Genomic DNA, 13,756 nt, shown 5'->3' with positions numbered 1-13,756 from the left:
GGCGGACCCTCATCCCACCCCCGACCCGGGTCTCCCGGTTGCTCGAGGAAGGTCCCCTCGCCACCGTCCGACCGCACGCGTCACCGTGCGCGACGGACGCCGAGTCCTTCCGATCCGGGAGCGCAGGCGCGGCCTGGCCCCGGCAGTGAACAAGGAGTTGCATGGCTCGCACCGGCCAGCGGCGGTCCTCCGCCCGCACGCGCACGATCGACAACGACGGGCTCATCCCCGTCCTCGCGCGCGCCGTGCGCGAGATCGAGCAGGCCGCCCAGCGCGGCAAGCTGAAGCCGGTCAACCGCACGAAGTTCCAGGTCATCGCCGTGCTGATGCGCGAGGAGCGCACGCACGCGAAGGACCCGGCCACCCCGCTCAGCGACTCCGAGCGCGCGGAGACGCTGAAGCGCCTCGACGGCATCGCGAGCATCCTGGCCCGCACGGCCGCGCGCGACACCTCGGTGCTGCCGCTGCTGGACCCCGACGCCAAGCTCTCCGAGACCGCCCGCGCCATGCGCAAGCACATGCTGTTCGACGGCGGCGTCGAGATGGTCGTCGAGGACGAGCCGGAGCCCGAGCCCGAGGACCCGGCGATCGCGAAGCTGCACGAGCGCCAGGTCGTCCCGCCGTCGGTCAAGGCCCGCGTGCTGGCGAACCCGTTCCTCGAGCCCGACCTCGACCGGCCCGCTCCCGCGGCCCCGCCCACGCGCCTCCTCGCCAACTGGGAGCTGCTCGGCCCGCTGTTCAAGTCGTTCGAGTACGGCGCCGGCGGCGGCATCGCCAGCATGGACCTGCCGGAGAGCCCCCGCATCGACCGCCTGTCGCCGCACGGCCTCGAGCTCATGCGCCACCAGGCCCGCTTCCTCGAGAGCGTCCGCCTCGGCCACCGCGAGTTCCTGCTCGCCGACGAGCCGGGCCTCGGCAAGACCGCGCAGGCCCTGCTGGCCGCCTCCGTCGCCGACGCGTACCCGCTGCTCGTCGTCGTCCCCAACGTCGTCAAGATGAACTGGAAGCGCGAGGTGGAGCGCTGGACGCCGCACCGCCGCGCCACCGTCATCCACGGCGACGGCGCGGGCCTCGACGCCTTCGCCGACGTCGTCATCGTCAACTACGAGGTCCTCGACCGGCACATCGGCTGGCTCCGGACGCTCGGCTTCCGCGGCATGGTCGTCGACGAGGCCCACTTCATCAAGAACCTGCAGTCGCAGCGCTCGAAGTTCGTGCTGGCGCTCGCCGAGAGCATCCGGCAGCGCCAGTCCGCGCCGCTGCTGATGGCGCTGACGGGCACCCCGCTCATCAACGACATCGACGACTTCCGCGCCATCTGGCAGTTCCTCGGCTGGATCGACGGCGACAAGCCGACGTCCGTCCTCATGGGCGAGCTGGAGGAGGCGGGACTCACGCCCGCCGATCCCGGGTTCTTCGCGGAGGCGCGACGCGCGGTCATCGACCTCGGCATCGTCCGCCGCCGCAAGATCGACGTGGCGACCGACCTGCCGTCCAAGCGGATCGCCGACCTCCCCGTCGAGCTCGACGACGACCTGGGCCGCTCCATCCGCCAGGCCGAGCGCGAGCTCGCCGCCCGCCTGGTGCGGCGCTTCACGGCGCTCGTCGGCGCGCGCGGCACCACCGTGCCGGAGGTCCTCGACGGACCGGCGGCGGAGCGGGCGCACCTCGTGCGGCTCGTCGCGCAGTCGGAGCTCGACGAGGCCAAGGCGCAGAAGACCGGGGAGAACGTCTTCACCATGGTCCGCCGCATCGGCCAGGCCAAGGCGGTGCTCGCCGCCGACTACGCGGCGCAGCTCGCGCGCTCGGTCGGCAAGGTCGTGTTCTTCGCCAAGCACGTCGACGTGATGGACCAGGCCGAGGCCACGTTCGCGAAGCGGGACATCCGCAGCGTCTCGATCCGCGGCGACCAGTCGCCCGCGGCGCGCCAGGACGCCATCGACTCCTTCCAGAACGATCCCGAGGTGGAGGTCGTGGTCTGCTCGCTCACCGCTGCGGGCGTCGGCCTCAACCTGCAGGCCGCGTCGAACGTGGTGCTCGCCGAGCTCAGCTGGACCTCCGCGGAGCAGACGCAGGCCATCGACCGCGTGCACCGGATCGGCCAGGAGGAGCCCGTCACCGCGTGGCGCATCATCGCGGCGCAGACCATCGACGCGAAGATCGCGGAGCTCATCGACAGCAAGGCGGGCCTCGCGGCGCGCGCGCTCGACGGCGAGGACCTCGACGAGGCCGGATCCACGTCCGTCCAGCTCGATGCCCTGTCGCACCTGCTCGAGGAGGCGCTGGCCGCGTAGCCGTCGCGACCCGCACGACGACGCCCCCGCGACCTGCTGGTCGCGGGGGCGTCGTCGTCGCACGGGACGGCTCAGCCGCGCTCGGCCTTCCGGCGCTCCCGCTCGGCCTTGCGGGCCGCGCGGCGCTCGCGGGCGACGGCGTCCTGCGCGTCCTGCGTGGGGTTCGAGCGGGTGGTGCCGATGACGGCGAAGGCGATGAGGATCACGACGACGACCATCACGGCGACGACGACGAAGGTGGGCACCACGGTAGCTCCTCGGGGTCGGGCATCACGAGCGTACCGACCGGATCCGCCGGCTCAGTCCTCGAGGGCCTCGCCGCGCAGGTCCGGCAGGGTGAGCGCGGCGACGGCGGCCAGCGCGAAGACGCCCGCGAACACGCCGAACGGTAGGGCGACGCCACCGAGGGCGAGCAGCGGCGGCACGCACAGCGGCGCGATGATCGACGCGAGCCGCCCGAATCCGGCCGCGCTGCCCGCGCCCGTCGCGCGCACGCGCGTCGGGTACAGCTCGGGCGTCACCGCGTAGAGCGCGCCCCATGCGCCGAGGTTCGAGAACGACATGAGGGCGCCGAACACGAGGATCGAGGTCACGTCGTCGGCGGTGCCGAAGAGGCCCGCGGACACGGCGGATCCCGCGAGGAAGACCGCGAGCGTCACGCGGCGCCCCCAGCGCTCCACGAGCCAGGCCGAGACCGCGTAGCCCGGCAGCTGCGCGAGCGTGATGAGCAGGGTGTACCCGAAGGAGCGCACCAGCGAGAAGCCCTGCGCCACCAGCAGCGTCGGCAGCCAGATGAAGGCGCCGTAGTAGGCGAAGTTGACGCAGAACCACACGATCCAGAGGGAGAGGGTGCGGCGGCGCAGGCGCGCGCCGAAGAGGCGCTCTCGGGGAGCGGCGTCGGCGGCGGGCGCGGCGGACGCGGCCTCGGCGGCGGTCTCGGGCACCCGCGCGTCGTCGACCGGCGCCGCTGCTCCGGCCGACTCCTCCAGCCCGCGGACCACGCGCTCCGCCTCCGCGTGCCGGCCCTTCGCCTCGAGGAAGCGCACCGACTCCGGCAGCCGGAGCCGGACGAAGATCGCCCACACCGCGGGCACCGCGCCGAGCGCGAGCGCCCAGCGCCAGCCGTCTTCGCTCGTGGGGATGACCAGGTAGCCGATGAGCGCGGCCGCCGTCCAGCCGACCGCCCAGGAGGACTCGAGGATCACGATCACGCGCCCGCGGATCCGCGCCGGCGAGAACTCGCTCACGAGCGTCGACGCGACCGGCAGCTCCGCACCGAGCCCGAGGCCCACGACGAACCGCAGCGCGATGAGCGCGCCGACCGACATCGCGAGCGCGGACACGCCCGTCGCGAGGCCGTAGACGAGCAGCGTGAGGGCGAACACCTGCCGACGTCCGATGCGGTCCGCGACCAGCCCGCCGACGCTCGCGCCGATCGCCATGCCGAGGAAGCCCGCCGACGCGACGAGGCCGAGCTGCCCCGCGTCCGCCTCCCACACCACGGCGAGCTGGGCGATGACGAACGAGATGAGGCCGACGTCCATCGCGTCGAGGGCCCAGCCGACGCCGCTGCCGCCGAGGATGCGGGAGTGGCCGCGGGTCCAGGGGAGCGCGTCGAGGCGCTGGGCGCGGGTGGGCCGCGAGGTGGTCGTGGTCATGGTGTGGGGCTCCCGGGAGGCGCACGGCGCGCGATGGTCGCCGCGTCGGCGGTGTGGAGGACGGGCGACGCCGCGGGAGACGGGGATCCGTCGGCGGCGGGTCGAGCGTAGCGCCGCGGCGGTCCGCCTCCGGGAGTGTGACGCCGGCGGTCGCGCGCCGTCGGTGCACGACGTGAGATGACCGCCGGCGCGCGGGGACCGTGGCGTGCAGCGTGCAGCGTGCAGCGTGCGGCGTGCGGCGTGCGTCGTGCGGGCCCTGGTCCGGGACTCGCCGCGACCCTAGGCTCGTCACCATGTCCGTCCCCACCCCCGTCGCCGTGGATCCGGCCCCGCCGCGTCCCCGCCTCCTGCCCGCGCCGCTGGTCCTGCTCGTGGGCCTGGTGCTCGTGCCGCTCGCCCTCAGCCTGGCGGCGAACAGCTGGTCGGCGCCCGACGCGGCGGACTACGTGCGCATGGCCTTCGCCTCCGTCGCGGGGATCGTCGTCGCGATCGGCACGGTCGTCCTGCTCCTCGTCGACCGCATCCGGCACCGCGCGCCCGCGGGCACGATGGTCGCCCTCACCGTCGTGGTCGCGGTCTGGGGCGCGAGCAGCCTCGACTCCACCCTCGACCTGCTGCTGCAGCGGCTCGCCTCCGTGGGCTGAGCCCCGCGGACGCACGCGCCGCCGCATCCTCGCGACGCCGGACGCGCGCCGGGCGCGACCCGGCCGGTGCCGGATCAGCCGAGCGCCTCCGGGGCGCGGAAGAAGTCGCGCTCGTACGCCGCCGAGAGGCGGGACGCCTCGACCATCGCGGACCGGCGGACGGGGCCCGCGAGGACCGCCGCCTCGTCCACCAGCTCGCACGCGCGCCGGGTCGCGGCCGTGAAGGCGGGATCCGCGTACGTCTCGAGCCACGCCGCGTACGGGTGCGCGGACCCGGCCGCCGCCGCGGCGGATCCCGCCGCGTGGAGCCGGACGCCCACGTCGGCGTAGATCGTGAAGCAGGGCAGGAGCGCCGCGACGAGCACGGCGTAGTCGCTGCCGGCGGCGTGCGCGAGCAGGTGGTCGACGTAGGCGCGCGTCACCGGGCCGGCGACCGCGGGCGCGGGGTGCCGGGACAGCCACTCCTCGTGCAGCGTCGACTCGGCGGCGATCGCGTCGGCCGCGGACCGCGCCCACGCGACCTGCGCGTCGGGCGTCGGCGCGAGCTGGCTGGCCCGGGCGAGCACGCGGGAGTAGGCGCGGAGGTAGATCGCGTCCTGCGCGAGGTAGTGCGAGAACCACGCCTCCGGCAGGCTGCCGTCGCCGAGGCGGCGGACGAAGGGCAGGCCGTCGATCTCGCGGCGGAGGTCCGCCGATCCGGACCACATCTCCTCCGAGACGGGCGGCAGGTGCGTGCCCGCGGCATCCCACAGCGCGCGCAGGTGGTCGAGCGGGCCGGCCCCCTCGCCGACGTCGAGGTCCTCGGCGCGCGCCAGGGATCCCGTGAGCCAGCCCTTCGCCTCCGTGAGCGCCGCGAGCCAGTCGCCGCGCCGCGGCTGCAGGGTCGCGAGCGCGCTCGAGAGGGAGCAGCCGGTGCCGTGCGTGCTCGTCGTGGCGATGCGCGGGCCGGGGACGACGCGGACGGCGGAGTCCGCGGCGTCAGAGCCGTCCGCGCCGTCCCCGGCGGGAACGACGAGCGCGTCCGGGCAGTCGTCCACGCGGAGGTGCCCGCCCTTGACGATCACGCGCACGCCGTGCCGCGCGGCGAGGGCGCGGCCCTGCGCGAGCGCGGCGTCCCAGCCGTCGGCCTCGGGCTCGCCGAGGAGCGCGGCGAGCTCCGGCAGGTTGGGCGTCACGACGTCGGCGAGCGGGAGGAGGCGCCGCAGCGCCTCGGTGGCGTCGGCGTCGAGGAGGGCGTCGCCCGACTGGGCGACCATCACCGGGTCGAGCACCACGACCGGCGGGCGCACCGCGCGCAGCCAGTCCGCCACCTCGTCCACCACGGCGGCGGATCCGAGCATGCCGACCTTCACGGCGTCGATCACCACGTCGTCGGACACCGCGTCGAGCTGCGCCCGCAGGAACGCGACCGGCGGCACGTGGATCTCCCGCACGCCCCGCGTGTTCTGCGCCACGAGCGTCGTGACGACGGCCATCCCGTAGCCGCCGTTCGCCGCGATGGACTTGAGGTCGGCCTGCACGCCTGCGCCGCCCGTCGGATCCGTGCCCGCGATGCTGAGGACGCGCGGGACGGCGCGGCTGCCGCGGGCCGGGCCGGCGGCTGCGGCGTGGTCGTGGTCGTGGTCGTGGTCGGCAGCGGCCAACTCGTCGACGGCGGAGTCGTCGCCGGTGGGGGCGGGTTCGGCGGACGCGGACCCGTCGCCCGCTGCCGCCGCCCGCACCCGAGCCCACGCGTCCGCGAGCTCGCGGGTGGCCGCCGCGGGATCCTCGGCCGCGCACACCGCGGACACCACGGCGGTGCCCGCCCCTCCCGCGGCCGCCACCGCGTCCACGTCGTCCACGTCGACCCCGCCGATCGCGACGCACGGCACGGGGGAGAGGCCCGCGATGATGCCGAACCCGTCGTGCCCGAGCGCCGCCGGGTGGTCGGGCTTGGTGCTGGTGGGCCGGATCACGCCGACGCCGAGGTAGTCGACCGTGCCGTCTGGCAGGGCGCGGACCGCCTCCACGTGCTCGGGGGCGTTCGCCGTGAGGCCGAGCACGAGGCGCCGGTCGGGGCTCGCGGCGTCGAGCATCCGCCGCACGAGGTCGGCCGGCACGTCCGACTGCCCGACGTGGACCCCGTCCACCCGCGCGCCCCGGGCGAGCGCCGCGAGGACCACGTCGACGCGGTCGTCGACGAGGAGCGCGGGCCGCGGCGCGGTCGGGTGCCCGGCGGCGTGCGCGTCGATGACGGAGGCCGCCGCGAGCACGGTCGCCAGCAGGTCGGCCGCGCTCGCGTGCTTGTCGCGGATCTGCACGGCCGTCGCCCCGCCCGCGACGGCCGCCGCGACGACCGCGGGGACGCCGCGCGCGCCGCAGAGCGTCGGATCGGTGACGAGGTAGACGGAGAGGTCGAGGCCGCTCACGACAGGCGCTCGCGCTGCGCGACGAGCTCGGGGGTCACGGCGTCGAGGGCGTCGAGCAGCGCGACCGCGAAGGAGCCGGGCCCGCGGGCGCCCTCGGCGGCGACCTCCGCGGAGATCGTGTACGCGCTCGTCGCGGCGACGGCTGCCCGCAGCGGATCCGGGTCCAGCGACGCGAACGCGGCCATCACGGCGCCGAGGGCGCAGCCCCCGCCGGTCACCTTCGTGAGGAGCGCGTCGCCCGTGTGCACGCGCACGACGCGGTGTCCGTCGGTGATGTGGTCGACGGGCCCCGAGACCGCGACGACGGTGCCGTAGGTGCGGGCGAGGAGCAGGGCCGCGTCGAGTGCGGCCTCCACCGCGTCGGTCGCGTCGACGCCCCGGCCGCCCGCTCCGCCGGTCGCGAGCGCGAGGATCTCGGACGCGTTGCCGCGCACGATCGTCGGCGACAGGGCCACGAGCTCGTGCGCGAGCCGGGTGCGCACCGGCAGGGCGCCGACGGCGACGGGATCCAGCACCCATGGTGTGCCCGCCTCGCGGGCGGCGTGCGCGGCCTCGACCGCGGCCTCCCGCTGCTCGGCGTGCGGCGTGCCGAGGTTCACGAGCACCCCCGACGCGATCCGGGCGAACGGCCCCGCCTCGGTGGGCACGTCGGTCATCGCGGGCGCGGCACCGAGCGCGAGCAGGACGTTGGCGGTGAAGCCGGTGACGACGGCGTTCGTGATGCACTGCACGAGCGGCGTGCGCTCCCGCAGCAGGCGGAGGAGGTCCGCCGAGGCGGTCCCCGCTCCCGTGGTCTCGTGGGTGGACGGGCGCGCAGCGCTCATGATGACATCCCTCCGCCGGTGCGAACCGGATCAGGTGCGACGGGTCTCATCTCAGCCCTCGTGGGCACCCCGTGTCAGGGATCCACCCTAGGGGTGCGAGAGGCGGCTCGCCTGTGATCGACGGCGGCGATCGCGTCGCTCGCCGACACCGCACGACGGACGGGGCCGTGATGGACGACAGCCACATGATCCCCGCGCTCCGCCGCGGCCAGCCATTGCGGGAGTGGGACGACCTGCCAGCCGACCACGCATCGGGCGCGGCGATGCTGATGTTGCAGGGCGCGGGCGCGGGCGCGGATGGGTCGGTGGAGCGGCTCATCGCGGGCGAGCCCCTCTCGACTGAGGACGTCGTGGCCTTCGGGCGGTTGAACTTCGTGTGCTACCTCAGCGGATGGGTGCCGATGGTCGCCCTGTATCGCGAGCCGCTCATCGACCCCGTCGTCCGCGAACTGCTCGCGCGCTGATCGTGGCGCACGCGGCGGGGGCGTCCCACGCATGGATCGATGGGGCGCGCGGGTGCTGATCAACCGGGACTTCGCCTGGTTCTGGGCTGCCCAGGCGACGTCGTCCTTCGGTGAGTACCTGCTCGCCTCCACCGTCACCGTCTGGCTCATCACCGACCTCGCGGCAGGCGAGCCGGAGCTGCCTGCCCTGGTCTCGGCGGTTGTCGTGACCAGCACGCTGCCGCGCCTCGTCGTCGCGCCGCTGGTGGGGGTGCTCGTCGATCGCTGGCGAGCAGGCAGGGCGATGGTCTCCGCCGACCTGATCCGCTTCGCTCTGCTCCTCCCGATGCTCGCGATCGCGGCGAGGGGCGGCGACGCCCTCGTCATCGTGGCGCTGCTGGTGACCCTCACGTTGATCGGCGCGGCGTCGCAGTTCTTCCTGCCCGCACGAGCCGCGGCGCTCCAGGCGCTCCTCCCCGAGGATCGACGTGCGGACGCCGCCGGGAAGATGATGTTCGCCGCCGTCGGCATCGCCGTCATCGCCACGTCGGCGGGGGCCCGCGCTCTACGCGGTGCTGGGGCCTCTCCCCGCACTGGCGGTGAACGCCCTCACGTTCGCGCTGTCCGCGGTGTGCGTGAGCAGGGTGGAGGGTGCGCGGTCGGCACGGCCGGATGCGGACGCGGCACGTCGCTACTGGCCGGAGTTCGACGCCGGTCTCTTCGTGGCCTGGCGGACCCCGTCGATCCGCCTGGTCATCGTCGGGGTGTCGGTCTACGGCCTCTCGCTCGGGACCAACAACTCGGTGCTCGCCCTGTTCACCCTCGGACACCTGGGGCTCACGCCCGCGCAGTACGGCGTCGTCAGCGGCACGTTCAGCCTCGGCGGACTCGCCGGATCGGTCCTCGCTCCGCGCCTGGCGGCCGTCGCCACGCCGCGCGCGGCATTACTCGCGGGTCTCGGATCGATGGGGCCGTCTACGTCGCCTACTCGCAGGTGCGCGCCTTCGAGGCGGCCGTGGCGCTCACATCCCTCCTCGGCACCGTCGCCACGGGGTGGCTCCTGAGCGTCGTGCGGGACGCCCGGCAGGCGGCCTACGGGAACGCGATCCTCGTCGGAGCGCTCCTGCTCTGCCTGGGCGCGTCGGGGATGGCAGCCGGAGGGCGGACGGCCCGCCGCGGGTGACGGACGAGCCGCCGCTACCCGAGCCCCGCCACGTCGAGCACCCACGCGTAGTCCGAGGCGCGCTCGCGCCACGCGTCGTAGCGGCCCGACTTGCCGCCGTGGCCGGCCTGCATCTCGGTGCGCAGCAGCACCGGCGCGCCGACCTCGCGGAGGCGGGCCGTCCACTTCGCGGGCTCGACGTAGAGGACGCGCGTGTCGTTGAGGCTCGTGACCGCGAGGATCCGCGGGTACTCGACGCCCTCGCGCACGTTCTCGTACGGCGTGTACGACTTCATGTACGCGTACACCTCGGGGTCGTGCAGCGGGTCGCCCCACTCGTCCCACTCGATGACGGTGAGGGGCAGCGACGGGTCGAGGATGCTCGTCAAGGCGTCGACGAACGGCACGCCCGCGAGGATCCCGGCGAACCGGTCGGGCGCGATGTTCGCGACCGCGCCCATGAGCAGGCCGCCGGCGCTCCGGCCCTCGGCCACGAGGCGGTCGGGGCTCGTCCACCCGCGCGCGATGAGGTGGTCGGCCGCCGCGACGAAGTCGGTGAAGGTGTTGCGCTTCGTGAGCGTCTTGCCCTCGTCGTACCAGCGACGGCCCATCTCGCCGCCGCCGCGCACGTGCGCGATGACGAACGCCATGCCCCGGTCGAGCAGCGACAGCCGCGCGATGGAGAACGACGGGTCGATGCTCGCCTCGTACGAGCCGTAGCCGTACAGCAGGAGCGGTGCGGGCGCGCCCGGGTGCACGAGGCCGCGCTTGTAGACGACCGACAGCGGGATCTCGGTGCCGTCCTCCGCGGTCGCCCACTCGCGGGTCTGCACGTAGTCGTCCGGGTCGTAGCCGCCGCGCACCGGCTGCTGCTTGAGGAGGCGCAGCTCGCGGGTGGCCAGCACGTAGTCGTAGGTGGTGGCGGGCGTCGCGAGGCTCGTGTACCCGAGGCGCACGGTGGGCTGCGCGAACTCGGGGTTGCCCGCGGTGCCGACCGTGTAGATCGGCTCGTCGAAGGCGATCTCGTGCAGCTGCTCGCCGTCGAGGACCCGGTCGAACGGGATCACGCCGACGCGCGTGAGGCCCTCGCGGCGGTACGACACGACGACGTGGTCGGCGAACGCGCTGGCGTCCTCGAGGCGCACGTCGTCGTCGTGCGGGATGACGACCTGGCGATCCGTGGTGGAGGTCGGGTCGTCGGCGGGCACGTCGATCAGCTCGAAGTTGGTGGCGCCGTCGTTGTGCAGGATGAGGAGCCGGTCGCTGCCGTCGATGACCGCGTGGTCGACGTCGTACTCGACGCCGTGGCGGCGCGGCCAGACCGGGCGGAAGGTGCCCGTCGGGTCGCCCGCGTCGAGCAGCAGCACCTCGGTCGTGATCTTCGAACCGACCTGGATCATGAGGTACTGGCGGCTGCGGGTCATGCCGAAGCCCGTGAAGTAGCTCTCGTCGGGCTCGGTGAACACCTTCACGTCCTGCGCGGCGGGCGTGCCGACGCGGTGGCGCCAGACGGTGTCGGGGCGCCAGGCGTCGTCGACCGTGACGTAGAACAGGTGGTCGCCGTGGGCGGAGAACGTGGCACCGTGGCTGGTGCCGGGGATCTCGTCGGCGAGGTCCTGGCCCGTGGCGAGGTCGCGGATCCGGAGCGTGAAGCGCTCGTCGCCCTCGGTGTCGGTCGAGTAGGCGAGGAGCGAGCCGTCGGGGCTGACCTCGAACGCGCCGAGCGAGAAGAACTCGTGGCCCTCCGCCTCGGCGTTCGAGTCGAGGAGCACCTGCTCGCCCTCGACCGCGACGCCGTCCGCGGCGGCCTCGACGACGGGCGGCGTCCAGTCGTCCGGACCCTGGACGGGACGGCGGCAGCGGATCGCGTACTGCGACCCCTCGACCGTGCGGGCGTAGTACCACCAGTCGCCCTGGCGGACGGGGACGGAGAGGTCGGTCTCCTGCGTGCGGTCCTTGATCTCCGTGAACAGCGCCTCGCGCAGCGGCTCCAGGTGCGCGGTCACCGCCTCGGTGTACGCGTTCTCGGCCTCGAGGTGCGCGATGACGTCGGCGTCGTCCTTGTCGCGCAGCCACTCGTACCGGTCGACGAAGGTGTCGCCGTGGAACGTGCGCTCGACGGGGCGCTGCTCGGCGACGGGCGGGGTGGCGGATGCGGACTCGGAGACGGCCGGGACGGCGGGGTCGGTCATCCGTCGAGCCTACCGACGCGGCCGGGACCCTCGCCGGACGCGGCCCGGGCGACGGGCCCGGACGGCAGCCAGGGCGGCGCCGACGACGATGAGCCCGCCGCCGACGACGCCCCACCAGCCCGACCCGTCGGCGGATGCACCGGAGGGCCAGGAGAGGAGGATCAGCGCGATGCCGACGAGGGCGAGCAGCGCCTGTCCGAGCATTCGCGTCCCCTCCGTCGGCCACGGCCGGGCACGGACGCGAGCGTGCGCCGATGCTACCGGGCCCGAGCGCGGCGAGGACCGAGCCGTCCCCGGCTCCGGGTGCCCGCCGAGGTCAGGGGACGAGCGGCCCCGCCTCGCGCGGGCCGGTCGCGCCCGGCGTGGTCGCCGCGCCGAGCGTGCTCGAGCGGGTGGCGAGGCGGGCGACGGCCTGCAGCGGGATCGAGAGCCAGCCGGGCCGGTTGCGGACCTCGTAGATCGCCTCGTAGACGGCCTTGTCGATCTCGAACGCGTCGAGCAGGGCGCGGTTCGCGCGGAGGTCGGTGCCGGAGCGGGCGATGTAGCCGTCGACGAACGCACGGCGGGCGGCGGACGCCCAGGAGGCCGCGGACTTGCCGGGGTGGGCCAGGGCGTAGGAGCCGGCGACGTAGTCGAACGAGCGGAGCATGCCGGCGACGTCGCGGAGCGTGACGTCGGGCAGGGAGCGCTCGTGCATCGGCCGCAGCGGCTCGCCCTCGAAGTCGAGGAGGACCCAGCCCCGGTTCGGCACCGAGAGCACCTGGCCCAGGTGGTAGTCGCCGTGGATGCGCTGCAGCTTCGGCCACTCGCCCTTCTCCGCGGCGTCGTACACGCTCGAGATGGCGTCGTGGAAGGCCGCGATCTCCGGCACCTCGCTCTCGGCCGTCGCGTGGCGGCGGCGGAAGCTGACCATGATCCCCTCGATGACGTCCGGCGTGGCCTCGACGGTGGGGAGGGCGGCGGCGAGCGTGGCGTGCACGTCGGCCGTGGCCTCGCCGAGCGCGCGGGCCTCGGCCTGGAAGTCGGCGTCGGCCTCGGCGGCGCGGAGCGCGACGCGCCAGGCGTCCGTGACGCCGGGCAGGAACTCCTGCGCGAACGCGACGTGCCCGATGGCGTGGCCGACCTCGCGGCCGGAGTCGCTCCACTCGGCGAGCACGCTGCCCATGGTCTGCGGCACGAGCCGGGAGCCGGCGCCCGCGATGGCGGACTGCAGGACCACGTCGGGGTTCTCGCCGTGGTGCAGGGCGCGGAACACCTTCACGATCATCGGGTTGATGGCCTGGCCGTCGGCCGAGACCATGTCGTAGATGATCGACGTGTTCGACTGCTCGCCCGAGAGCACGTGGGACCCGACGACGGTCGCGATCTCGACGCCCGGCTGGCGCTGGCCGCGCGCGGTCGCGCCGAGCGAGGTCTCGTCGACGTCCGCGTCGCGCTCGTCGAGGATGGTGCGGATGAGCGCCCAGGCGTACGCGGGGTCGTGCGGTCCGTCGTAGACGTGCAGCTCGACGCCGTCGTCCTCGACGATGGTGCCGATGTGGAAGGGCTTCAGCTCCTCCAGCGGCGCCTGCCGGTACGTGAGCGGCACCTGGTACAGCACGGGCTTCGCGCTGCCGTGGTCGATGATCAGGTGCGTCTCGATGCGGGCGAACCAGCCCTCGTCGCTGAAGCTCCACCCGCCGATGCGCTCGAGGCGGGGCTCGGTGCCCTTGGAGGCGAACCAGCGCTGCTCGCGCATCCAGGCCGCGAGGAAGTCGGGGATCTCGCTGAGGTCGTGGTGCTGCATGGCTCAGGCCACCTTCGCGGTCACGTCGGCGAGCGACGGGTTGGTGGCGGACGAGCCGTCGGGGAAGAGGACGGTGGGCACCGTCTGGTTGCCGCCGTTGATGGCCTCGACCAGCTCGGCGGTGCCGGGGACCTGCTCGATGTCCACCTCGTCGTAGCCGATGCCCGCGCGGTCGAGCTGCGACTTCAGCCGGCGGCAGTAGCCGCACCAGGTGGTGGAGAACATCGTGATCCGCCCGGGGGCGGGCACGTAGGAGGAGGTCTCGGGCGCCATGGTGCTCACCCTACGCGCCGTACACGACGCCGGCCCGCGATTCCCGCACCTGGAGGACAGTGTCGTCGGTGG

The 13,756-nt window shown here is 74.3% G+C and carries 12 protein-coding genes and 1 riboswitch; of the genes, 4 read left to right on the top strand and 8 right to left on the bottom strand.

Features of this window, described 5'->3' with window-relative positions; translation table 11 throughout:
• Positions 1 to 161: 161 nt before the first annotated feature.
• Positions 162 to 2,294, top strand: coding sequence for a DEAD/DEAH box helicase (locus AC07VC_RS07365; protein WP_494676214.1), 2,133 nt, complete (start codon positions 162 to 164; stop codon positions 2,292 to 2,294).
• 71 nt (positions 2,295 to 2,365) lie between these two features.
• Here AC07VC_RS07365 and AC07VC_RS07360 read toward each other — a convergent pair whose 3' ends face one another.
• The gene (locus tag AC07VC_RS07360) at positions 2,366 to 2,542 is read right to left on the bottom strand and encodes a hypothetical protein (RefSeq protein WP_181034762.1); all 177 of its coding nucleotides are present in this window, start codon (positions 2,540 to 2,542) and stop codon (positions 2,366 to 2,368) included.
• Between the two features lie 51 nt (positions 2,543 to 2,593).
• Complete coding sequence (locus AC07VC_RS07355) at positions 2,594 to 3,952, bottom strand: MFS transporter (RefSeq protein ID WP_494676213.1); 1,359 nt, start codon at positions 3,950 to 3,952, stop codon at positions 2,594 to 2,596.
• 293 nt (positions 3,953 to 4,245) lie between these two features.
• On the opposite strand from AC07VC_RS07355, the gene AC07VC_RS07350 reads away from it, so the two are divergent.
• Positions 4,246 to 4,596, top strand: coding sequence for a hypothetical protein (locus AC07VC_RS07350; RefSeq protein ID WP_494676212.1), 351 nt, complete (start codon positions 4,246 to 4,248; stop codon positions 4,594 to 4,596).
• A gap of 74 nt (positions 4,597 to 4,670) precedes the next feature.
• Here the strand turns inward: AC07VC_RS07350 and AC07VC_RS07345 are convergent, their stop codons facing one another.
• On the bottom strand, positions 4,671 to 7,004 hold the full coding sequence (locus AC07VC_RS07345) for a bifunctional hydroxymethylpyrimidine kinase/phosphomethylpyrimidine kinase (protein WP_494676211.1): 2,334 nt from the start codon (positions 7,002 to 7,004) through the stop codon (positions 4,671 to 4,673).
• Positions 7,001 to 7,828: a hydroxyethylthiazole kinase gene (gene thiM / locus AC07VC_RS07340; protein ID WP_494676210.1), complete on the bottom strand. Its 828-nt coding sequence runs from the start codon at positions 7,826 to 7,828 to the stop codon at positions 7,001 to 7,003. Before thiM ends, AC07VC_RS07345 begins: the two co-directional genes overlap by 4 nt.
• Positions 7,819 to 7,910: riboswitch (TPP riboswitch) on the bottom strand. (Overlaps the previous gene by 10 nt.)
• Before the next feature lie 31 nt (positions 7,911 to 7,941).
• Here thiM and AC07VC_RS07335 point away from each other — a divergent pair.
• Both AC07VC_RS07335 and AC07VC_RS07330 read left to right on the top strand, forming a co-directional pair.
• The gene (locus tag AC07VC_RS07335; protein ID WP_494676209.1) at positions 7,942 to 8,292 is read left to right on the top strand and encodes a hypothetical protein; all 351 of its coding nucleotides are present in this window, start codon (positions 7,942 to 7,944) and stop codon (positions 8,290 to 8,292) included.
• Positions 8,293 to 8,344: 52 nt separating this feature from the next.
• Positions 8,345 to 9,454: an MFS transporter gene (locus AC07VC_RS07330; protein ID WP_494676208.1), complete on the top strand. Its 1,110-nt coding sequence runs from the start codon at positions 8,345 to 8,347 to the stop codon at positions 9,452 to 9,454.
• 14 nt (positions 9,455 to 9,468) lie between these two features.
• Here AC07VC_RS07330 and AC07VC_RS07325 read toward each other — a convergent pair whose 3' ends face one another.
• The 4 genes from AC07VC_RS07325 to AC07VC_RS07310 all read right to left on the bottom strand — a co-directional run bounded on the left by AC07VC_RS07325 (position 9,469) and on the right by AC07VC_RS07310 (position 13,684).
• A complete protein-coding gene (locus AC07VC_RS07325; protein ID WP_494676207.1) occupies positions 9,469 to 11,625 on the bottom strand; it encodes a S9 family peptidase in 2,157 nt (718 codons plus the stop codon).
• 9 nt (positions 11,626 to 11,634) lie between these two features.
• Entirely contained in the window at positions 11,635 to 11,829 is a 195-nt protein-coding gene (locus tag AC07VC_RS07320; RefSeq protein ID WP_317229290.1) for a hypothetical protein, read from the bottom strand.
• 112 nt (positions 11,830 to 11,941) lie between these two features.
• The gene (locus AC07VC_RS07315; protein WP_494676206.1) at positions 11,942 to 13,411 is read right to left on the bottom strand and encodes a maltokinase N-terminal cap-like domain-containing protein; all 1,470 of its coding nucleotides are present in this window, start codon (positions 13,409 to 13,411) and stop codon (positions 11,942 to 11,944) included.
• Positions 13,412 to 13,414: 3 nt separating this feature from the next.
• A complete protein-coding gene (locus AC07VC_RS07310; RefSeq protein WP_043582728.1) occupies positions 13,415 to 13,684 on the bottom strand; it encodes a mycoredoxin in 270 nt (89 codons plus the stop codon).
• Positions 13,685 to 13,756 lie beyond the last annotated feature (72 nt).

It is taken from the genome of Clavibacter sp. GW821-FHT01D01 (assembly GCF_059422605.1).
This window is presented reverse-complemented; position numbering and strand designations above follow the sequence as displayed.